We start from the raw sequence: 19,974 nt of genomic DNA, 5'->3' as shown, positions 1-19,974 counted from the left end.
AGCCCGTCCGGCGCTTGAGGACGAGCGGCGAAGCCGCGACACGGGGTCCGGGGCGAAGCCCCGGCAGGAGCGCAGGGGGCGAAGCCCCCGCACCACCGCGCGGAGCGCGATACCGGGCCCCGGGGCCCGGCCCCGGAGGAAACGGTGAAAGGGCGGGGCGGGGGCAGACCTAGAAGCCCAGCTTCCGGAGCTGCTTCGGGTCGCGCTGCCAGTCCTTGGCGACCTTCACATGAAGGTCGAGATACACCGGCGTGCCCAGCAACGCCTCGATGTGCTTGCGCGACTTCATCCCGACCTCCTTCAACCGCGCCCCCTTGGGACCGATGATGATCCCCTTCTGGCTGGGCCGCTCGATGTAGAGGTTCGCGTGGATGTCGAGCAGCGGCTTGTCCGCCGGACGGTCCTCCCGCGGCAGCATCTCCTCGACGACGACCGCGATGGAGTGCGGCAGCTCGTCGCGCACGCCCTCCAGCGCCGCCTCCCGGATCAGCTCGGCGACCATGACCTGCTCGGGCTCGTCCGTGAGGTCGCCCTCGGGGTAGAGCGGGGGGCTCTCCGGGAGCAGGGGGACGAGCAGGTCGGCCACCAGGGAGACCTGCTTGCCCCCGGTGGCGGAGACCGGAACGATCTCGGCCCACTCGATGCCGAGCTCCTCGCCCAGCTGCTGGACGGCCAGCAGCTGCCCGGCCAGGGTCTTGGAGTCGACCAGGTCGGTCTTGGTGACGATGGCCACCTTCGGGGTCTTCTTGATCCCGGCGAGCTCCCCGGCGATGAAGCGGTCACCGGGACCGATCTTCTGGTCGGCCGGCAGGCAGAAGCCGATCACATCGACCTCGGCCCAGGTGGTCCGCACCACGTCGTTGAGCCGCTCGCCGAGCAGGGTGCGTGGCTTGTGCAGACCGGGGGTGTCGACCAGCACGAGCTGGGCGTCCGGACGGTGCACGATGCCGCGCACGGTGTGCCGCGTGGTCTGCGGGCGGTTCGAGGTGATCGCGACCTTCGTCCCCACCAGAGCGTTGGTCAGGGTCGACTTGCCCGCGTTGGGGCGGCCGACGAAGCACGCGAAGCCCGCGCGGTGGGGCGCCTGGGAGGGGGAGGAGGCTCTGTCCATGAGGAATATTCTCCCTGATCGCCCGCCCTGTGCCGACCAGAGGCCGCCGCGGTCCCGTCAGCGGCCGGTCAGCCCGCGCTGACGACCTCCGAGGGCGTGCCGTCCGGCCCCGCGAGGAGCACCGGCGTCCCCGCCCCGCCCAGGTCCCGCACGGCCGCCCGGTCGGCCTCCGGGACGGCGGACGCCTCGGTGACCACCGCCGCCGCCTCCAGCGACTTCGCCCCGCCGGCCACCGCCATGGCCACGGCCGTGGCGAGCGCGCTCAGCCGCAGCGAGTCCAGGGCGACGGTCCCGGCGACGTACGTCCTGCCGGTCTCGTCCCGTACGGCCGCCCCCTCCGGGACGCCGTTGCGGGCCCGGGTGGCGCGGGCGAGCGTGATGAGCTTGCGGTCCTCGGGGTCGAGCGCGCTGATGTCCGTCATGGCCCGAGGATAAACAGGCGCTCCGCTCAGCTCGCCGACGGGACCGCGTACATCCCCCGCCGCCCCTCGGGCGAGTTCAGCCACTCCACGCGCTCCGCGGTCCCCGTCCCCGGCACGGGGTTGTGCAGGACGATCGTCAGGTCCGGCCGGGCGGGGACCCGCAGCGGACTGTTCTCGAAGTACAGCGTGCCGGCGACCGGATGCGCGTACTCCTTCGTCAGCAGCCCGGCGGGCTCCACGTCGTTGCGGGCCCACAGCTCCGCGAACTCCGGGCTCTCCGCGGCGAGTTCCCCGACGATCACTTCGAAGCCCTCGTCCCCCGGGCGCTCCGAGCAGGCCGCGCGGTACTGGGCGACGACGCACTCGGCGTTCTCCTCCCAGTTCGCCGCGCGCGAGCGGTAGACGGGGTCGGTGAAGAAGGAGATCAGGCAGTTCTGCCGGATCTCCGGGCGGAAGCCCATCACCAGGGCGGCCGACTCGTTGTACGCGACGGTGTTCCAGTACGGGTCCATGACGTGCGCCGGATTCGGCATCCAGCCGTCGAGCAGGCGCAGCAGGCCGTCGCACATGTACTCCGGGTCCTCGACCACGGAGTCGGGCAGCGGCGGGTTGAGCCCGGCCAGGACGTACAGGTGGCGGCGCTCGGTGCCGGACAGCCGCAGCACCCGCGCGACGGCGTCGAGCACCTGCGGGGACACGGTGATCTCCCGCCCCTGCTCCAGCCACTGGTACCAGGACGCGCCGACCCCCGCGAGCACGGCGACCTCCTCGCGGCGCAGCCCCGGCGTCCGCCGGCGGGCCCCGCCGTCCGGCAGGCCGGCCTCCGCCGGGCTGACCCGGGCCCGCCGGCTCATCAGGAAGTCGCGCAGCTCGGAACGGCGGTTCGCTCCGGCACCGGTCACGCGTGTCGTCGCGGTCGTCAACGGTTCCCCCTCGTACCTGGTGGTGCGACCACCACCATAAGCGCCGACTCCCCACCGGTATTCCGCGCGCCGGAGGGTGGTCGCATGCCGACCGACACGTCCCTCTCCCCCACCGCGACCGCCGCCCCTCCGACGGCGGACGAGCGGATGACCGCCCGCGCGAAGCTGACCCTCCTGACGCTGTGCGCCGCGCAGTTCATCGTGGCGCTCGACTTCTCCATCCTCAACGTGGCGCTGCCCGCCCTGGGCGACGACCTCGGCATGGGCCAGGCCGACCTCCAGTGGGCCGTCACCGCCTTCGCCCTGCCCTCCGGCGGCTTCCTGCTGCTCTCCGGCCGCCTCGGCGACCTGTACGGCCGGCGCCGGCTCTTCCTCGCCGGGCTCTCCCTCTTCACGGTGGCCTCGGTCCTGGCCACGCTGGCCTGGGACCCGGCGTCCTTCCTGGCCGGGCGGGCCCTGCAGGGGCTGGGCGCGGCGGCCATCGTGCCGACCGGCATGGCCCTGCTCACCACGACGTTCCCCGAGGGGCCGCAGCGCGAGCGGGCGTTGGGCATCAGCAGCACCCTGCTCTCGCTCGGCTTCACCGTCGGCATGGTCCTCGGCGGTGTGATGACCGACGGGCTCGGCTGGCGCTCGACGATGGGGCTGCTCGGCGTCGCCGGCGTCGGCGTCCTCCTGCTCGCCCCCGGCCTGCTGACCGAGTCCCTCCCCCATAGCCTTAAGGGCATGGGAGGTGCCCCCATCCCCGACCGGCCGCGCCTGGACCTGCCCGGCGCCGTCACCGTCACCGGCGGTCTCCTCTCCCTCATCTACGCCTTGTCCACCGCCGCCCAGCGCGGCTTCGGCGGCGCGGACGTCCTCGTCACCCTGATCGCCGGGCTCGCGCTGCTCGTCGCGTTCGTCCTCGTCGAGTCGCGGGCCGCCGAGCCGCTGGTGTCGCTGCCGATGCTGCGCCGGAAGACCGTCGCCTTCGGCAACCTGGCCGGGCTGGCCACGTTCTCGATGATGAGCACCGTCGTCTTCCTGCTCACCCTCTACCTCCAGGAGGTGCTCGGCCTCTCGGCCTTCCGCACCGGGCTGATCTTCGGCGTCGAGGGCGTGTTCGCGGTGGTCGCCGGGATGACGGCGTCCCGGGTCATCGCCCGCTTCGGCACCCGTACGACGCTGGTCGGCTCGATGCTGGTCCAGGCCGTCTGCACGGCGATGCTGCTCGGCGTGGGCGAGGAGTCGGGCGCCTGGCTGGCGCTGGTGGGTGTCTCGCTGGGGGTCGTGGGGCACCTGTGGGCGATCGTGGCGTACGGGGTCACCGCGACGTCGGGTCTGGCGGACCGCGAACAGGGCCTGGCCACCGGCCTGGTGACCAGCTCGCAGCAGGTCGGCATCACCATCGGCATCCCGCTGCTGAGCGCGCTGGCCTCGGCGCGGACGGCCGCCCTCCGCTCGGACGGCGAGGGCTTCGCCCCGGCGACGCTGAGCGGGATCAAGCTGGGGCTGGGCGTGGACGCGGCGGTGGTCGCGGCGGTGGCGGTGCTGGTGGCGGTGGGACTGCGCCGCCGTACCGGTACGAAGTCCGCTGCTACGGGCGGCCGTTGAGCAGGGCGGCCACCTTCTCGGCGGTGCCGCTGCCCGGCACGGGATCGTGCACCACGATCGTCAGGTCCGGCCGCGACGGGATCCGCAGCGGGCTGCTCTCGAACGCGAGCCTTCCGACGAGCGGATGCTCCAGCTCGTTGACGAGCTGCCCTTCGGGGCGGACGTCGCCGCCCTCCCACAGCCGGGCGAACTCCTCGCTGGCAGCGGACAGTTCGCGCACCAGCTCCGCGAGCTCCGCCGCCCGCGAGGCGTCCGGCTGCTCGGTGCACGAGGCGCGGAACTGGGCGACGACGCGGCGGGCGCTCTCCTCACGGTTCGCCGCACGCGAGCGGTAGGCGGGGTCGGTGAAGTAGTGCCACAGCCAGTTGTGCGGACGACCGTCGGGGACCAGGCCGAGGACGAGGGCGGCGGACGCGTTGTGGGCGACGGTGTTCCAGTGCGCGTCCATGATGTGCGCCGGGTTCGGCAGCCAGGCATCGATCAGCCGCCGCAGCCCCGGGCAGAGGCTGTCCGGCGGCTCACCGGACTCCAGGAGCGGCGGGTTGAGCCCGGCCAGGACGTACAGATGGCGCCGCTCGACGGCGGACAGCCGCAGGACCCGGGCCACGCCGTCCAGCACCTGCGGGGAGACGGTGATCTCCCGCCCCTGCTCCAGCCACTGGTACCAGGTCGTGCCCACCCCGGCGAGGACCGCGACCTCCTCCCGGCGCAGCCCCGGCGTCCGCCGCGCCCCGCCGCCGGGCGGCAGTCCCGCCTGGGCGGGGCTGACCCTCGCCCGGCGGCTCATCAGGAAGCGGCGCAGGTCGTGGCGGCGGGCCGGCGTCGTCGGCGTGCGGGCGGTCATGGTTCCGGTTCTCCTGGCTGGTGCTGTGGCTACCCCCATCAACACGCTCTCCCCACGGGTATTCCGGCGGCCGGAGGGTGGGGCCCATGCCTGTCGATGTCCTCTCTCCCCCCGCCCGTCCCGCCCTGTCCGGCCGTGCCCGGCTGACCCTGCTGGTGCTGTGCGCCGCCCAGTTCGTCGTCACGCTGGACTTCTCGATCCTCAACGTGGCGCTGCCCGCGCTGGGTTCCGACCTCGGCATGGGCCGGGCCGGCCTCCAGTGGGCGGTCACCGCCTTCGCCCTGCCCTCCGGCGGACTCCTGCTGCTCTTCGGCCGGCTCGCCGACCGGTACGGGCGGCGCCGGCTCTTCCTCCTCGGCCTCGGGGTCTTCACCGCGGCCTCGGTGCTGGTGACGCTCGCCCCGGACGCCGCGTCCTTCCTGGCCGGGCGGGCCCTGCAGGGGGTGGCGGCGGCGCTGATCGTGCCGACCGGGATGGCCCTGCTCACCACGTCCTTCCCCGAAGGCCCGCTGCGCGAGCGGGCGTTGGGCATCAGCGGCACGCTGCTGTCGCTGGGGTACACCACGGGGATGGTGCTCGGCGGGGTGATGACGGACGCGCTGGGCTGGCGCTCGACGATGGGGCTGCTGGCGGTGGCGGGGCTCGGGGTGCTCCTGCTGTCGTCCGCCGTGCCGGCACCTTCACGGGTCCCCCGCCCGGCGCGGCCGGACGTGCCCGGCGCGGTCACCGTCACGGGCGGGCTGCTGTGCCTGGTCTACGCCCTGTCCTCGGCGGCGCAGCGCGGCTTCGGCGACGCGGACGTGGTGGTGGCGCTGGCCGCCGGGCTGGGGCTGCTGGCCGCGTTCGCGGTGGCCGAATCCCGGGTCGCCGACCCGCTGGTCCCGCTGTCGATGCTGCGGCGGCGGACGGTGGCGTGGGGGAACCTCGGCGGGCTGGCCACGGTGTCGACGATGACCGCGCTGATCTTCCTGCTCACCCTGTACCTCCAGGACGTGCTGGGCCTGTCGGCCTTCCGCACCGGGCTGCTCTTCGGTGTGCAGGGTCTCTTCGCGGCCTTCGCGGGGATGACGGCGTCCCGGGTCGTCGCCCGCTTCGGCGCGCGCCGGGTCCTGGTCGGCTCGCTGCTGTTCCAGGCCGTCGCGACGGCGCCGCTGGTGTGGCTGGGCACGGGCCCGGCCGCGGCGTGGGCGGCCCTGGCGGCGGCCTCGGCCGGGGTCGTCGGCAACCTCTGGGCCGTGGTGGCTTACGGCGTGACGGCCACGTCGGGCGCGCCGGACGACGAACAGGGCCTGGCGACGGCGTTGGTGACGAGCGCGCAGCAGCTGGGGACGACGGTGGGGATTCCGGTGGTGGGTGTGGTGGTTCCGGGGTGGGGGCTGAGGGGGGCGATGGGGCTGGATGCGGTGGTGGTGGCTCTCGCGGGGTTGGGGGTGGCGCTGGGCTTGCGGGGTGGTGCCCGCAGGGCGGAGTGAGCCCCCGCCCCGCCCTTTCACCGTTTCCTCCGGGGCAAGCCCCGGGACCCGCAACGCGGCTGCGCCGCGTTGACCGGGGGCTCCGCCCCCTGGACCCCTGAACCGCGCTCCGCGCGGTGAGCGGGGGCTCCGCCCCCTGCACTCCCGAAGCGCCCTTCGGGCGCTGTCCTCAAGCGCCGGACGGGCTGGATTGCGCGCCCGCGGGCGCGCACTTCAGCCCGTCCGGCGTTTGAGGACGAGCGGCGAAGCCGCGATACGGGGTCCGGGGCGGAGCCCCGAAGCAGGGCGCAGGGGGCGGAGCCCCGGCGGGGGCGCAGGGGCGAAGCCCCCGCACCCACCGCGCGGAGCGCGGTGCTGGGCCCCGGGGCCCAGCACCGGAGGAAACGGTGAAAGTGGGGGTGCCCCCTCTGGGGAAGGGCCGGGGGCTCACTCCCCCCGCCCCGCCCCCAACCCCCGCACCTGCTCCTCCAACCGCTCCAGACTCCGCTCCAGCGCCTCCTCCACCACCGAGTCCACCGGCCGGTGCGACCCCGGCCCGAACGACAGATGGACCGTCACCTCGCTGCCACTGCCGGCGGCGCCCCCCGCCACCTGCAGCCACCCCGTGTACCGCCGGTCCTCGCTCGTCCCCCACTCCAGCCGGAGCCGGTCCCGGTCCGGACGGACGAGGGCCTCGGCGTCGTCGCCCGTGCGGTCCTCGTGGACGGTGACCACCGGCGGCCGGTCGGCGTGGACGTGGAGCTCCCCGGGGAGCCAGCGCTCCAGCCGGTCCAGGTCACAGGCCCGCTCGAAGACGGCCTCAGGACGGGCGGCGATGGTACGGGTGCGTTCGAAGTCGCTCATGGGGCGGTGGGTAACCCCCCACCGCCCCACACATGCGCACGACCCGGAAACGGGTCAGGAAATTCCGCCGCCCGGCCCCGCCTCCGCGGCAGCGGAACCCCGCACCGGCTCCACCAGCACCGTCACGATGCGGTTCCGCCGCCCCGCCGGCGCCTCCGCCGTCAGCCGCAGCGCCGTCAGCGACGGATCCGTGCCGCGCTCGGCCGACGGCAGCGGCACGTCCGCCGTCGCGCCGGCGATCGGCACCCGGCCCAGGGACTTGGCCAGCAGCCCGCCGACGGTCTCCACGTCCTCGTCGTCCAGGTCCTCCAGCCCGTACAGCTCGCCGAGATCGCCGAGGTCGAGCCGGGCGGTGACCCGGAAGCGGCCCTCGCCCAGCTCCTCCACCGGCGGCAGCTCGCGGTCGTACTCGTCGGTGATCTCGCCGACGATCTCCTCGAGGATGTCCTCGATGGTCACGATCCCGGCCGTGCCGCCGTACTCGTCGATGACGACCGCGCAGTGGCTGCGCTGCTGCTGCATCTCGCGCAGCAGGTCACCGGCGTTCTTGGTGTCGGGCACGAAGACCGCGGGCCGCATCACGGTGGAGACCGGCTCGGACTCGGCCTCGCGGTTGATGTGCGTCCGGCGGACCAGGTCCTTCAGGTAGACCACGCCGACGACGTCGTCCTCGTTCTCCCCGGTCACCGGGATCCGGGAGAAGCCGGAGCGCAGCGCCAGCGTCAGCGCCTGCCGGATGGTCTTGCCGCGCTCGATGACGACGAGGTCCGTGCGCGGCACCATCACCTCGCGCACGAGCGTGTCGCCGAGCTCGAAGACGGAGTGCACCATACGGCGCTCGTCGTCCTCGATCAGCGACTCCTTCTCCGCCAGGTCCACCATCGCCCGCAGCTCCGCCTCGGAGGCGAAGGGGCCCATGCGGAAGCCGCGGCCGGGGGTGAGGGCGTTGCCGATGAGGATCAGCAGCCGGGGCACCGGCCCCATGATCCGCGCGAGCGGCAGCAGGACGTACGCGGCCGCGGTCGCGGTGCCCAGCGGGTGCTGGCGGCCGATGGTGCGCGGGGAGACGCCGACGGCCACGTAGGAGACGAGGACCATCACCGCGACGGCGACGGTCAGCGCCTTCCACGTGGCGTCGAACTCGTGCAGGCAGACGTACGTCACCAGCACCCCGGCCGCCATCTCGCAGGCGACGCGCACCAGCAGCGCCACGTTGAGGTAGCGGGTCGGGTCGGCCGCGACGGCCATCAGCTTCGCGCTGCCGCGCCGCCCCAGCCGCACCGCCTCCTCGGCGCGGAACCGCGTCGTGCGGGACAGGCCCGCCTCGGCGCAGGCCGCGAGCCAGGCGACGACGAGCAGGAGGACCGCCGCGGCGATCAGCTGGCCGGTCACGTGATCGTGGGAGCCGGGGAGGCCCCTTCGATCCCGCGCTCGGCGCGCCAGCCGTCGATGATCGCCGCCTGGAGGCCGAACATCTCGGCCTTCTCGTCGGGTTCCTCATGGTCGTAACCGAGGAGGTGCAGGACGCCGTGGACGGTCAGGAGCTGGAGCTCCTCGTCCATGGAGTGCCCGGTGGGGGCCGCCTCGCCCTGCTGCTTGGCGACCTCCGGGCAGAGCACGATGTCACCGAGAAGCCCCTGCGGGGGCTCGTCGTCGTCCTTGGCGGGCGGGCGCAGCTCGTCCATCGGGAAGGACATCACGTCGGTCGGGCCGGGCAGGTCCATCCACTGGATGTGCAGCTGCTCCATGGCCTCGGCGTCGACGACGATGACCGACAGCTCGGAGAGCGGGTGGATGCGCATCCGGGCCAGCGCGTAGCGGGCCACGTCGAGGATCGCCCGCTCGTCGACCTCCGTGCCGGATTCGTTGTTGACGTCGATCGACATCGTGCTCAGTGACTACTTTCCTTCGCGGCTGTCGTACTTCTCGTACGCGTCCACGATACGGCCGACCAACTTGTGCCGGACCACGTCGTTGCTGGTGAGACGGGCGAAGTGGACGTCCTCGACGCCCTCCAGGATCTGCTGCACCTGACGCAGGCCGCTCTTGGTGCCGCCGGGCAGGTCGACCTGGGTGACGTCACCCGTGATCACGATCTTGGAGTCGAAGCCGAGCCGGGTGAGGAACATCTTCATCTGCTCGGGGCTGGTGTTCTGCGCCTCGTCGAGAATGATGAAGGCGTCGTTGAGGGTGTTGTGCGTCAGCAGGTAGTCCTGGGTGACGTACAGCGAGTCCTCGGCTGCCACCTGGATGCAGACGGTCTCCTCACGGCCCGCCGGTTCGATGCTGTCGATGAAGCGCATCGGACGCCCGCCGCCTCCAGCCTCGTGGTACTTGTCCCGCTTGCGAGCGAGACGGAAGGGCTCGATGCCTTCGGGGAGGCGGATGTCGATGATGTGGGCGTCTCGACGGTGGGCTCCCCTTGCGGTGCTCGGGTTACGCCCCTCGGCCATGCGCCGCCGGGTGTAGGCGACGCCTCCCAGCGACTGGACTAGGGCAATGACATCGTCGCGGAGCAGGATCGATGTCGTCGTGTATTGGATCCGGCATGTGCGGTCCTTCTGCGTGACCGGCCCTCCGTCGGTGTCGAGCAAACCCTGCAGCACAGCGAGACGGACGTCGGCCGAGTTAAACAGGTAGTTGTCCGGCACGAACTTGGAGTACGACTTGCTGCCGAGCAGGTCCAAGGTACGAAGTGCCTGCTTGAGCGGGTGGGTCAGCAGGCCCCCTTCAGCATCGCGAGGTGTCGGCATCCGGTTGATGAGGTAGTCGTATCCGCCACGCGACCGCACCTTGACGCCAGGCACCGCTGTCTCCAGCGCGGAGACCAGCTCCGGATCGGCAGTGGTGAACGAAGGAGTACGGTGCCCCGAGACGCACCCATCGCCGAGCAGCAGCCCCAAGACGTAAGGGTCCAGCGGAACCTCACGCTCCGGGAAGCACACCGGCGCCGTGAGCATCGGCAGCTCGTACCGGCGATAGTGCGCCGCCCGCAGGTTGCCGATCATCTCCTGGGTCTCCAGGACCCGCCACGGCTTGTTGCGACGCTTGTCGTCACGCGTCCTGACTGTCCACAGGTGCTCGCCGCAGCACAAGGTCCAGGAGCCGTCCTGAGCCGTGACGCGGTAGATGTCCCGCTCGCCCTGCGGATAGACGCCGAGGACCGGGGTCGGCTCGCCGTTCGAGCCGATGACCAGATCGCCGACCTGGAGGTCACCGATTGGGCGCCATCCGTCCGGAGTTAGGACGTTCGTAAAGATCGGTTGGCTGCGACCCCGCATATACGCCAGCGGCGCCACCTCGATCGTCCCCGCCGCCATCAGCCGCGGGATCGAGTCCGGGTCGAGCATGTCGTGCAGCGCGTCGTAGAGCGGCCGCAGATACGGGTCGATCTTCTCGTACAGCGTGCCGGGCAGGAAGCCCAGCCGCTCGCCCGCCTCGACCGCCGGCCGGGTCAGGATGATCCGGTTGACCTGCTTGGACTGCAGGGCCTGGACCGCCTTGGCCATGGCCAGATAGGTCTTGCCGGTGCCGGCGGGGCCGATGCCGAAGACGATGGTGTGCTTGTCGATCGCGTCGACGTAGCGCTTCTGGTTGAGCGTCTTGGGGCGGATGGTGCGGCCGCGGTTGGAGAGGATGTTCTGGGTGAGCACCTCCGCCGGCGTCTCGCTCTGCCCCTCCTCGTCGCGCAGCATGGCGATCGAGCGTTCCACGGCGTCCTCCGTCATCGGCGCACCGGTCCGGAGCACCAGCATCATCTCGTCGAACAGGCGCTGTACGAGGGCGACTTCCGCCCGGTCCCCCGTCGCGCTGACCTCATTGCCCCGTACGTGGATGTCCGTCGCCGGGAACGCGTCCTCGATCACGCGCAGGAGGCTGTCCCCGGAGCCCAGAACGGTCACCATCGGGTGCTTCGCCGGGACCGTGAAGCGGGCCTGTGCCTGCCGGGCTTGCTGCCGGTCTTCCTGCCGGGCTGCCTGCTGCGCTCGTGTGGGTGTCTGAGTCATGGGCCGGCTCTGTGGCCTGCTCATCCCTCTTTCCGTGTACGTGCTTCCGGCGGCCCGGTTCCGCGCCGCCCCGTCAATGCCCAGGGTACGCCGGGGCCGGGACGGGCCCGAGGGGATTTACGGCGCCTCCCGGGAGGCGTCACGCGCCCCGGAAGCCCAGCGTGGGCTGGGCCCGGCGCAGCGGCCAGGGCCGGGCGGCGCAGGGCAGCAGCCCGTCGAGGAAGGCGTAGCGGCGCAGGGTGCCCCGGGACTGGTCGTCGTAGGAGCGCACGTGCTGCCACCAGGCGGCGATCTCCACCCAGCCGGGAGCGGAGAGCGAGCCGCCGAACTCCTGGACGGACAGGGCCGCGGTGAGGCAGGCGAAGGCCAGCCGGTCGGCGAGCGGCCAGCCGGCCAGGGTGCCGGTGACGAAGCCGGCGACGAAGACGTCCCCGGCGCCGGTGGGGTCGAGCGCCTCGACGACGATGGCCGGCACCTCGGCGGTCTCCCCGGTCCGCCCGTCGGCGGCGTACGCGCCCTTCTCCCCCATGGTCACCACGGCCAGCGGCACCCGCTCCGCCAGCGCGCGGGCGGCGGCGCGCGGACAGTCGGTGCGGGTGTAGCGCATGGCCTCCTCGGCGTTGGGCAGGAACGCCTCGCAGTGCTCCAGGTCGGCCAGGTCGGCCGGGTCCCAGCGGCCGGTGTCGTCCCAGCCGACGTCGGCGAAGACCCGGCTGCCGGCCCGCGCCGCGTTGCCGATCCACTCCTCCCGCCTGCCGGGTTCGAGCAGGGCGACGGCCGCCTCGGCGCGCACCGGGGAGGCGGGCGCGGGCGTCTCCGGCGGCGGCGCCTCGTGGCCGTGCGAGATCATCGTCCGCTCGCCCTCGTACGCCATGGAGACCGTGACCGGGGAGTGCCAGCCGGGCACGGTGCGCGACTGGCCCAGGTCGATGCCCTCGCCTCTGGAGAGCGCCTCCCAGCAGTACTCGCCGTACATGTCGTCGCCGAACGCGGCGGCGAGCGCGGTGCGCAGGCCCAGCCGGGCGAGCGCGGTGGCCATGTTGGCGATGCCGCCGGGGCTCGAACCCATCCCGCGCGCCCAGGACTCGGTGCCGCGCACGGGGGCGGAGTCCAGGCCCGTGAAGATGATGTCGAGGAAGACGGTGCCGGTGAGGTAGACGTCGAACTCCGGTCCGCCCGCGGTACGCAGACCGGCGAGGGGATCGAGGACCGGGGCACCTGCGGCGCGGTCGGAAGGGATCGTCATCTTCTCGCTACTCCTCTCGGGGGTGCGGTTCGGACAGTGTGCCCGAAGCTGCGGTACGTTCCGGCCATGAGGCTGACGATTCTCGGCGGTGGCGGATTCCGGGTGCCCCTGGTGCACCGGGCCCTTCTCGACGACGCGCGGCGCGATGCGCCGGGCCGCGTCACCGAACTGGTGCTGTTCGACACGGACTCGATGCGCGCCAGAGTGATCAAATCGGTACTGGCCGCGCAGGCGGACGGGGTGCCCGGCGCACCCTCCGTGCGCATCGCGGACGATCTCGACGAGGCGCTGCGGAGCGCCGACTTCGTCTTCTCCGCCATCCGCGTGGGTGGTACGGCGGGGCGCGTGCGTGACGAGCGCATCGCGTTGGACGAGGGGGTGTTGGGGCAGGAGACCGTCGGCGCCGGCGGCGTCCTGTACGGCCTGCGCACCCTTCCCGTGGCCATGGACATCGCGCGCCGGGTGGTGGAGAACGCCCCGGACGCGTGGGTCATCAACTTCACCAATCCGGCGGGGATGGTGACCGAGGCGATGGCCTCGGTGCTGGGCGAGCGGGTGATCGGCATCTGCGACTCGCCGGTCGGCCTGGTCAAGCGGGCCGCGCAGGCCGCGGGGGCCGATCCCGACCGGGTCGCGTACGACTACGTGGGGCTCAACCACCTCGGCTGGCTGCGGTCGTTGACGCTGGACGGACGGGAGTTGCTGCCGGGGCTCCTGGACAACGGCGAGGCGCTGACGTCGTTCGAGGAGGGCAAGCTCTTCGGCGCGGCCTGGCTCCAGGCGCTGGGCGCCCTGCCCAACGAATACCTCCACTACTACTACTTCCGCCGCGAAACCCTGCGCTCCGTAAGGGAGTCGGAGCAGACCCGGGGCGAGTTCCTCGACCGCCAGCAGGGCGACTTCTTCCACCGGGCGGCGGCGGCGCCCGAGCGGGCGTACGAGCTGTGGCAGCGCACCCGGCTGGAGCGGGAGGAGACCTACGGGGAGGCCGGCCGCGCGGCGAGCGGCGGCTGGCAGCGCGACTCCTGCGACCTGGAGGGCGGCGGCTACGAGCGGGTGGCGCTCGCGCTGATGCGGGGCGTGGCCGGGGACGAGCGGTCCCGGCTGATCCTCAACGTCCGCAATGGCGGCACGGTGCCGGAGCTCGACCGCGAGGCGGTCATCGAGACCGTCTGCGAGGTCAGCGCCAAGGGCGCCCGGCCGCTGCCCTGCGCCCCGCTGCGCGAGGACCAGCTCGGGCTGATGCTCCAGGTCAAGGCGGTGGAGCGGGGCGTGATCGACGCGGCGGCGGGACAGGACCCGCGCGCGGCGCTGCGGGCGCTGGCGCTCCACCCGCTGGTGGACTCGCCGGCGGTGGCGGCGCGGATCCTGGACCGGGCGGGCGCCTAGCCCCTACGCCAGTGATCCGTGGGACGGACGTGACGGGAGAGACATTGACCGGGTGCGGCGCGACGTCTTAGCTTCGCGCTGCACCTTTTATGTCCTTCGCAGGAGTCACCCGTGCCACTCTCGTCCAAGCGCGCCCGCATCGCCGCCGTCACCGCCGTCGTCACCCTCGGCGCCGGTCTCTACACGGCGGGCGCGGCCACCGCCGACCGCTCGGTCCCCCGGACGGACAAGGAGATCCCCAACCTCTCCCTCGTCCAGGAGAAGATCAAGGCGTACTACGGCGACACCGTGGACAAGGACGGCGAGCACTGGGCGTCCGCCGACAGCAGCTACGCCAAGCAGGTCGCCGGCATCGAGCGGAAGGCCAAGGCACATCTGCGGGACGTCCTCGACAAGGGCACGGGCAAGGGCAGGAAGCCGGCCATCGTCCTCGACCTGGACGACACCACCCTGCTCACCTACAACTACGAGCTCAAGCAGGGCTTCCACTTCAGCCCGGAGTCGCAGGACGCGTACCTGAAGTCCACCGACATGAAGCCGGTGTTCGGGATGCCGAAGCTGGTCAACTGGGCCGAGTCCCGCGGCATCGAGGTCTTCTACGTGACCGGCCGCGACGAGCACCAGCGCGACTGGAGCGTCCGCAACCTGAAGAACGTGGGCTACAAGCCGGTCGCCGACAAGGCCCACTTCTACCTGAAGAACAAGAAGACCCCGCCGGCGTACCTGCCCTGCGGCGCGAAGTGCACCACCACCGAGTACAAGTCGGGCACCCGCAAGCACATCGAGGCTCAGGGCTACCGCATCGTCGCCAACTTCGGCGACCAGTGGAGCGACCTGAACGGCGGCCGCTCGGGCCGCGCGTTCAAGATGCCGAACCCGATGTACTACCTGCCCTGATCCCGTTTCGGAACGGGAACGCGCATCAGGTCCCGGGCGACGGTGAGCTCGCCGTCGAAGCCCGCCGCCCGGGCCTGGCGCTCGAAGACCGACGCGTCGTGGTAGCGCTGCGAGAAGTGCGTCAGCACCAGGTGCCGCACCCCTCCCTCGCGTGCCACGCGCGCCGCCTGTCCCGCCGTCAGGTGGCCGTGCTCCTTGGCGAGCGCCTCGTCCTCATCGGTGAACGTCGACTCGATGACGAGCATGTCGCACCCCTCGGCGAGGGCGTGCACGCCGTCGCAGAGCCGGGTGTCCATCACGAACGCGAACCGCTGGCCGCGCCGGACCTCGCTGACGTCCTCCAGCAACACCCCGCCGAGCGCGCCGTCCCGCTGGATCCGCCCCACGTCGGGCCCGGCGATCCCGTGCTCCGCCAGCTTTTCCGGCAGCATCCGGCGCCCGTCGGGCTCGACGAGCCGGTAGCCGTAGGACTCCACGGGGTGCGACAGCCGCCGCGCCTCCAGCGTGTACGCGGGGGTGGCCGCCAGGCGCTTCGCCACCCCGGACACCGGCTCCTCGACCAGCTCGACGGTCTCCCGGTACGCGGTCGCGTACCGCAGCCGGTCGAAGAAGCGCCGCCCGCTGGCCGGGTAGTGCGCGGTCACCGGGTGCGGCACCCGGTCCAGATTGATCCGCTGGATCACCCCGGCGAGGCCGAGCGAGTGGTCCCCGTGGAAGTGCGTCACACAGATCCGGTTCAGATCGTGCGCGGCGACACCGGCCCGCAGCATCTGCCGCTGCGTGCCCTCCCCCGGGTCGAACATCAGCCCTTCCCCGTCCCACAGCAGGACGTACCCGTTGTGGTTGCGGTGGCGGGTCGGGACCTGGCTGGCGGTCCCCAGGACGACGAATTCACGTACGGACACGGCTGTTCTTCCTACCCGGGCGGCCAGTTGAACCCGCGCCCGCCCAGCAGGTGCGCGTGCGCGTGGAAGACGGTCTGCCCGGCGCCGGCCCCGGTGTTGAAGACGATCCGGTACCCCGCGCCCGTCACGTCCTCGTCCGCGGCGACCTCGCCGGCCACCCGCAGTATGTCGGCGGCCACCGCCGGCGCACCGGCCGCGAGCGCCGCGGCGTCCGGGTAGTGCACCTTGGGGATCACCAGGACGTGCGTGGGCGCCTGGGGGTTGATGTCACGGAACGCGACGGCGTTCTCGGTCTCCCGCACGATCGTCGCCGGCACCTCCCCCGCCACGATCTTGCAGAACAGGCAGTCGGCCTGCGGTTCTCCCGCCACCGGTGCGCTCCTTCCGGGTCGTCGGCACATATGGACCGGATGTTACCGGTCGGTGCTGACAGGGCCCGTTCCGGACCGGCACGCGCCCGCCTCTCCCGGACGGACCGGTCGTGGGGCGCACCCGGGGCCGAGCCGGTGAACGGTGACGGTCACCGTCCGAGCGCGTCCGCCGTGGCCCGGACGAACGCGTCCGGGTTGTCCAGCATGATGTTGTGCCCGCAGTCCGGGACGGCGACGACGTCCACCCCGGCGGCGGCGAGCTCGTCGGCGCCGGGGAGCGGGCCGTCGGCCCCGGGCAGCAGGAAGGTGCGCGGAACGTCCAGTTCCAGCAGGAGTTCGCGGACCGATCCCCGGGTGAGGTGGACGGCACTGCGGTGCAGGGCCTCCCGCCCGGCGAGCCGCATCGTGGCCCACCAGTGCGCGCCGACCCGGTCGCGCACTTCGCGCCAGCCGCCCGCGAGGAACTCCTCCTCGGAGTAGGCGGCGATGCCGCTGCTGCCGCCCGCGCCGGGGCGGCGCGGTACCGGATCGAGGTTGGCGTCGACGAGCACCAGCCGTGACACCAGCTCCGGATGCCGGGCGGCCAGCACGACGGCGACGGAACCGCCCATGCTGTGCGCGACCAGCTCCGCACCGCCGGCCCCGGCGGCGGTCAACGCCGCGGCGACGGCGTCCGCGTGCTCCTCCAGCGTGTACCCGAAGCCCTCCGGCCGGTCGCTGATCCCGTGCCCCAGCAGATCGAGCAGCAGCGAACGGCGCCCGGCGAGCAGGGGGTGCGCCGCGGCCCCCGCGAAGTAGGCGGGCGACGACGCCCCCAGCCCGTGCAGATACACCCGCACCGGCTCCCGCCCGGGCAACTCGACCCAACGGACCCGATCGCCCGCGTCCGTGACGACGGCACTGCGCATGACCCGGCTCCCCCGCATTCAAGATCACTGAAGGGCGAGCTTAGCCGCAGGAGCAAGCGAGGGCCCACAAACGGCAGTTGAAGGCGCACGCGTCACGCTAAGCTGCTGCCCGACGACGCACGGACACCGCCTTCCGGCGGTTGCCCGGTGTGCGCACTGCCCCCTGAAGCAGGGGGTGATGCTCGCCTTCTGCTGCGGGGGGCTCGCGAACAGCGGGTCACCGTCAAGGGGAAGGACGACCGCTCGTGGGTCGTCACGCAGGGGAGAAGGACCGGTCCTACCTCGGGTCCCTGTTCCGCCAGTACGGACCTCGCGCGTTGTTCGCGCTGCTCGTGCAGGCGGTGCCGGAGGTGATGCGCCGGATGTGACCCGCCCCTCACCAGAAGGCTTGGTGAGGGGCGGGATGCACATCCTTCTCCGAAGGAGCCTGCCGGGTGGCCTCCCGGCGGGCTCCGCTTCCCGGTACCAAGACGCTGCTCTACATCCCGGACCCGGTACGCGCCCCCGGCCGCACCGCACAACCCTCAGTGCCCGGCTGTGCGCTGCGTCCGACGGCACGTGCGGTCAGAATACTGCGAACCGGCCGGACCGTGCGGCGCCCGCACGGGATCCGGTGGCATCACGGCCTCACCCCGGGCGGCGCGCCCGTCGGCGATTCGCCCCCGGGGCGGGTATCGACGTCCATCAGGTCCACCCCCGCCCGCAGCCCCCGCGCCAGTTGCACCGCGTCACCCGCCGCCCAGAAGTGCAGGAAGAACATGCGCGGTTCGTCCATCAGCATGTGACTGTGCAGCGAGACCACGTCGATGCCGTGCCGCCGCACCGCGTCCATGACGCCCTGCACTTCGCCCGCGACCATGGCGAACTCCCCATTGATCACGGCCCGTCCGCCCCCGACCGGCTGGAAGGTGAGGGCCGTGACCCCGCCCGTCTTCCGGGGCAGCAGACGATCGTGCAAGGTGATCGTCCCCTTGCGGAAGAACGTCGCCTTGAACACGTCCACCCCCTTGCCCCGGGTCCCCAGCGCGGCCTCGATCCCCTCCGTGTCCAGGTCGATCCCGCGCCGCGCGGGAGGATCCACCGGCAGGAGGGGCAGGGGCCCCGCGACCCGGAGCGCCTCCAGCAGGCCCCGCGCCAGGGTGACGGGGTCGGGGTCGAGCGCGTGCAGATGGATCCACCACAGTGGCGGGTGATGCGCGAGCAGATGCTTGTGCACGGACGTCCGCCCGATGCCGTGCGAGCCGAGCGCGTCCAGCGTCCGCTGCAGCTCGGTCTCGGTGACCATCATGTCGCCCATCAGCATGGTCCGTTGATCCGCGTACCGCATGAAGGAGACGTAGGTGCCGAGCCCCAGGTTCGGGTTCAAGGTGAAGCCGAAGGACGAGACGCGCAGATCCGTGCGAGGGAAAGCCACCCGGTAGACCCGGTCGTCGTCCAGCTTCCCCTCCCGGCCCAGCACCCGGGCGACGCCCTGCCAGTCCTGCACGGTCGTGACCACGGGCTCGACGAGGCCACTGCCCGGGCCCTCCGCCCCCGCCTGCCCGGCACACACTCCCGCCCCGACCAGACCCACCACACCGACGAGCACCCGCCGCCGCCCGAACGACGAACCGCCCGCACCCGGCATACGTCATCCGCCTCCATCCGAACAGAGGAACATCTGTGCCCGCATCGTCCCCCGGCCGATGACTCGCCGCTCTCCAGCCGTGCCGCACGGGTGACCAGCTGGACGCCGTACTGTCGCGGCCGAAGGCCCTCACCCGCCTGGGCACCGGGCAGACGCCCGGCAGCGCGGGGCGCTCCAGCAGGGTGGCGCGCCAGAACCTGGTGATGCTCTCCCGGTATCCGGTGTGGGACGGTTCCGGGACAGCTGTCGACGACCATCAGCCCCAGCACTTCACGTCCGCCGTCGTCGATGATGCCGGCGGCGATGACCACAGCCCGGGATACGATCCGATGGTTCACGCGGACCTTGTAGTAGGTCGCATCCCCGTAGAGGTAGAGGTGGGGCAGAGCTCGCCGAACTGCGGGTACGCAAGCAGGGCTTGGCGGACGATCCGCTCCGCGGCAAGGTGCATCACCACGACTTGGTGTAGACAGGACGTTCCCACCCGACGGTGCGTGATCCACGGGCAGTTGGTCAGGCACGGCCCGCGCACTCGGGAGAAGGGACATCTGGTGGCATCAAGGAAGCTCCCGACTGAACGGCAGCGCCGGTTGGGCACCGAACTGGGCAAGATGCGCGAGCGCGCAGGGCTGTCCCTGACCGAGGCCGCCGCTGTGCACGGCACGGACCGGACCACCGTCAGCAACATCGAATCCGGCAGGTTCGGCGTGAGTCCTGACCGTGTGCGCGTCTGGGCGGCCAACTACTCCTGCAGGGACGGCCAGTACGTGGACGCCCTGGCCGCGATGGCCAAGGAGCGTCGCTTCCCGGCCGTGCGATGGTGGGACGAGTTTCGGGACCGGATCGCCACGGTAGCCCTCGATCTCGCCGAGCTGGAACACCACGCTGTCGCGATCCGGTCGGCGCAGATCACGCACATGCCGGGGCTCCTCCAGCACGAGGACTACGCGCGCGCTGTCTTCAAGGAGGCTGTGCCGCCCCTGGCGCCGGACGACTTCGAGCGCAAGCTCGCTTTCCGGCTCACGCGCAGCACGGTCCTCGATCGAACACAACCGCCCTTGTGCATGTTCATCATTCACGAGGCAGCACTACACATGCGGTTCGGCGGTCGGCAGGTTGTGCGAACCCAGATTGACCACTTGCTGAAGCAGTCCGAACGGGAGAACGTCATCATTCGTGTGCTGCCGTTCGAGGCCGGCGGCTATCCAGCGGTGGCAAGCTCAACGTCCTATGCGTGCGGGCCGGTTGCACAGCTCGACACCGTGCAGACGGACACCGCCATGGGGTCGTCCTTTCTGCATGCGGAAACCCATCTGGCGAACTATCGTGCGGTACTGGATCGCATGGAAGGACGCGCTCTTGATCCGGTGCGCTCGCGGGAGCTACTCCATGGGTTGGCGCATAGCTTGTGAAGGC

General features: G+C 72.0%; 19 protein-coding genes and 1 pseudogene. 6 read left to right on the top strand and 14 right to left on the bottom strand.

Translation table 11 applies throughout. The annotated features are described in order from the left end of the window. Window positions 1–169 precede the first annotated feature (169 nt). The 3 genes from era to I5Q34_RS02515 form a co-directional block, all read right to left on the bottom strand. Window positions 170–1,111, bottom strand: coding sequence for a GTPase Era (gene era, locus I5Q34_RS02525; protein WP_199890399.1), 942 nt, complete (start codon window positions 1,109–1,111; stop codon window positions 170–172). A gap of 68 nt (window positions 1,112–1,179) precedes the next feature. Further along, a complete protein-coding gene (locus tag I5Q34_RS02520) occupies window positions 1,180–1,533 on the bottom strand; it encodes a cytidine deaminase (RefSeq protein WP_199890398.1) in 354 nt (117 codons plus the stop codon). A gap of 26 nt (window positions 1,534–1,559) precedes the next feature. Further along, on the bottom strand, window positions 1,560–2,387 hold the full coding sequence (locus I5Q34_RS02515; protein WP_199890819.1) for a helix-turn-helix transcriptional regulator: 828 nt from the start codon (window positions 2,385–2,387) through the stop codon (window positions 1,560–1,562). A 153-nt stretch (window positions 2,388–2,540) separates the two neighbouring features. Between I5Q34_RS02515 and I5Q34_RS02510 the strand changes: the two genes are divergently transcribed. Further along, the gene (locus I5Q34_RS02510) at window positions 2,541–4,049 is read left to right on the top strand and encodes an MFS transporter (RefSeq protein ID WP_199890397.1); all 1,509 of its coding nucleotides are present in this window, start codon (window positions 2,541–2,543) and stop codon (window positions 4,047–4,049) included. Here the strand turns inward: I5Q34_RS02510 and I5Q34_RS02505 are convergent. Beyond that, window positions 4,033–4,893: a helix-turn-helix transcriptional regulator gene (locus I5Q34_RS02505; RefSeq protein WP_199890396.1), complete on the bottom strand. Its 861-nt coding sequence runs from the start codon at window positions 4,891–4,893 to the stop codon at window positions 4,033–4,035. The genes I5Q34_RS02510 and I5Q34_RS02505 overlap by 17 nt on opposite strands. An 86-nt stretch (window positions 4,894–4,979) precedes the next feature. On the opposite strand from I5Q34_RS02505, the gene I5Q34_RS02500 reads away from it, so the two are divergent. Beyond that, on the top strand, window positions 4,980–6,365 hold the full coding sequence (locus I5Q34_RS02500) for an MFS transporter (RefSeq protein ID WP_199890395.1): 1,386 nt from the start codon (window positions 4,980–4,982) through the stop codon (window positions 6,363–6,365). A 426-nt stretch (window positions 6,366–6,791) separates the two neighbouring features. Here I5Q34_RS02500 and I5Q34_RS02495 read toward each other — a convergent pair whose 3' ends face one another. The 5 genes from I5Q34_RS02495 to I5Q34_RS02475 all read right to left on the bottom strand — a co-directional run bounded on the left by I5Q34_RS02495 (window position 6,792) and on the right by I5Q34_RS02475 (window position 12,461). Next, a complete protein-coding gene (locus tag I5Q34_RS02495) occupies window positions 6,792–7,208 on the bottom strand; it encodes an SRPBCC family protein (RefSeq protein WP_199890394.1) in 417 nt (138 codons plus the stop codon). Between the two features lie 54 nt (window positions 7,209–7,262). Further along, the gene (locus I5Q34_RS02490) at window positions 7,263–8,600 is read right to left on the bottom strand and encodes a hemolysin family protein (RefSeq protein ID WP_199890393.1); all 1,338 of its coding nucleotides are present in this window, start codon (window positions 8,598–8,600) and stop codon (window positions 7,263–7,265) included. After that, window positions 8,597–9,094, bottom strand: coding sequence for an rRNA maturation RNase YbeY (ybeY, locus tag I5Q34_RS02485; protein ID WP_199890392.1), 498 nt, complete (start codon window positions 9,092–9,094; stop codon window positions 8,597–8,599). Before ybeY ends, I5Q34_RS02490 begins: the two co-directional genes overlap by 4 nt. Before the next feature lie 12 nt (window positions 9,095–9,106). Then, window positions 9,107–11,215 carry a PhoH family protein gene (locus tag I5Q34_RS02480; protein ID WP_374192962.1) on the bottom strand — a complete coding sequence of 703 codons (2,109 nt, stop codon included), beginning with the start codon at window positions 11,213–11,215 and terminating at the stop codon, window positions 9,107–9,109. 139 nt (window positions 11,216–11,354) lie between these two features. Next, window positions 11,355–12,461 (bottom strand): carbohydrate kinase family protein, encoded by a 1,107-nt coding sequence (locus tag I5Q34_RS02475; protein WP_199890391.1) that lies wholly within the window; start codon window positions 12,459–12,461, stop codon window positions 11,355–11,357. 66 nt (window positions 12,462–12,527) lie between these two features. Between I5Q34_RS02475 and I5Q34_RS02470 the strand changes: the two genes are divergently transcribed. Both I5Q34_RS02470 and I5Q34_RS02465 read left to right on the top strand, forming a co-directional pair. Next, entirely contained in the window at window positions 12,528–13,850 is a 1,323-nt protein-coding gene (locus tag I5Q34_RS02470; RefSeq protein ID WP_199890390.1) for a 6-phospho-beta-glucosidase, read from the top strand. 111 nt (window positions 13,851–13,961) lie between these two features. Further along, entirely contained in the window at window positions 13,962–14,747 is a 786-nt protein-coding gene (locus I5Q34_RS02465) for an HAD family acid phosphatase (protein ID WP_199890389.1), read from the top strand. Here the strand turns inward: I5Q34_RS02465 and I5Q34_RS02460 are convergent. The 3 genes from I5Q34_RS02460 to I5Q34_RS02450 all read right to left on the bottom strand — a co-directional run bounded on the left by I5Q34_RS02460 (window position 14,735) and on the right by I5Q34_RS02450 (window position 16,931). Continuing rightward, entirely contained in the window at window positions 14,735–15,652 is a 918-nt protein-coding gene (locus I5Q34_RS02460) for a ribonuclease Z (protein ID WP_199890388.1), read from the bottom strand. The genes I5Q34_RS02465 and I5Q34_RS02460 overlap by 13 nt on opposite strands. 11 nt (window positions 15,653–15,663) lie before the next feature. Continuing rightward, window positions 15,664–16,023, bottom strand: coding sequence for a histidine triad nucleotide-binding protein (locus I5Q34_RS02455; protein WP_199890387.1), 360 nt, complete (start codon window positions 16,021–16,023; stop codon window positions 15,664–15,666). Window positions 16,024–16,172: 149 nt separating this feature from the next. Beyond that, window positions 16,173–16,931 (bottom strand): alpha/beta fold hydrolase, encoded by a 759-nt coding sequence (locus tag I5Q34_RS02450; RefSeq protein ID WP_199890386.1) that lies wholly within the window; start codon window positions 16,929–16,931, stop codon window positions 16,173–16,175. A 245-nt stretch (window positions 16,932–17,176) separates the two neighbouring features. Between I5Q34_RS02450 and I5Q34_RS35440 the strand changes: the two genes are divergently transcribed. After that, a complete protein-coding gene (locus I5Q34_RS35440) occupies window positions 17,177–17,299 on the top strand; it encodes a hypothetical protein (protein WP_267911894.1) in 123 nt (40 codons plus the stop codon). A 251-nt stretch (window positions 17,300–17,550) separates the two neighbouring features. Here I5Q34_RS35440 and I5Q34_RS02445 read toward each other — a convergent pair whose 3' ends face one another. Both I5Q34_RS02445 and I5Q34_RS34330 read right to left on the bottom strand, forming a co-directional pair. Further along, entirely contained in the window at window positions 17,551–18,558 is a 1,008-nt protein-coding gene (locus I5Q34_RS02445; RefSeq protein WP_234428243.1) for a DUF1259 domain-containing protein, read from the bottom strand. Window positions 18,559–18,791: 233 nt separating this feature from the next. Next, window positions 18,792–18,932, bottom strand: a pseudogene (locus I5Q34_RS34330) (transposase); the annotation flags it as partial. 177 nt (window positions 18,933–19,109) lie between these two features. Between I5Q34_RS34330 and I5Q34_RS02440 the strand changes: the two are divergent. Then, entirely contained in the window at window positions 19,110–19,970 is an 861-nt protein-coding gene (locus tag I5Q34_RS02440; protein ID WP_199890384.1) for a helix-turn-helix transcriptional regulator, read from the top strand. Window positions 19,971–19,974: the final 4 nt, after the last annotated feature.

It is taken from the genome of Streptomyces sp. AV19 (assembly GCF_015999245.1).
In the GTDB taxonomy this organism is placed as follows: Bacteria; Actinomycetota; Actinomycetes; order Streptomycetales; family Streptomycetaceae; genus Streptomyces.
The sequence above is the reverse complement of the archived record's forward strand: the minus strand, read 5'-3'. Positions and strand labels throughout refer to the sequence as shown.

Bases quoted from the DNA above. Each gene is read 5' to 3' on its own strand.
- era (WP_199890399.1), bottom strand. From the start codon at position 1,111: ATGGACAGAGCCTCCTCCCCCTCCCAGGCGCCCCACCGCGCGGGCTTC.
- I5Q34_RS02520 (WP_199890398.1), bottom strand. From the start codon at position 1,533: ATGACGGACATCAGCGCGCTCGACCCCGAGGACCGCAAGCTCATCACG.
- I5Q34_RS02515 (WP_199890819.1), bottom strand. From the start codon at position 2,387: ATGAGCCGGCGGGCCCGGGTCAGCCCGGCGGAGGCCGGCCTGCCGGAC.
- I5Q34_RS02510 (WP_199890397.1), top strand. From the start codon at position 2,541: ATGCCGACCGACACGTCCCTCTCCCCCACCGCGACCGCCGCCCCTCCG.
- I5Q34_RS02505 (WP_199890396.1), bottom strand. From the start codon at position 4,893: ATGACCGCCCGCACGCCGACGACGCCGGCCCGCCGCCACGACCTGCGC.
- I5Q34_RS02500 (WP_199890395.1), top strand. From the start codon at position 4,980: ATGCCTGTCGATGTCCTCTCTCCCCCCGCCCGTCCCGCCCTGTCCGGC.
- I5Q34_RS02495 (WP_199890394.1), bottom strand. From the start codon at position 7,208: ATGAGCGACTTCGAACGCACCCGTACCATCGCCGCCCGTCCTGAGGCC.
- ybeY (WP_199890392.1), bottom strand. From the start codon at position 9,094: ATGTCGATCGACGTCAACAACGAATCCGGCACGGAGGTCGACGAGCGG.
- I5Q34_RS02480 (WP_374192962.1), bottom strand. From the start codon at position 11,215: ATGACTCAGACACCCACACGAGCGCAGCAGGCAGCCCGGCAGGAAGAC.
- I5Q34_RS02475 (WP_199890391.1), bottom strand. From the start codon at position 12,461: ATGACGATCCCTTCCGACCGCGCCGCAGGTGCCCCGGTCCTCGATCCC.
- I5Q34_RS02470 (WP_199890390.1), top strand. From the start codon at position 12,528: ATGAGGCTGACGATTCTCGGCGGTGGCGGATTCCGGGTGCCCCTGGTG.
- I5Q34_RS02450 (WP_199890386.1), bottom strand. From the start codon at position 16,931: ATGCGCAGTGCCGTCGTCACGGACGCGGGCGATCGGGTCCGTTGGGTC.
- I5Q34_RS02445 (WP_234428243.1), bottom strand. From the start codon at position 18,558: ATGCCGGGTGCGGGCGGTTCGTCGTTCGGGCGGCGGCGGGTGCTCGTC.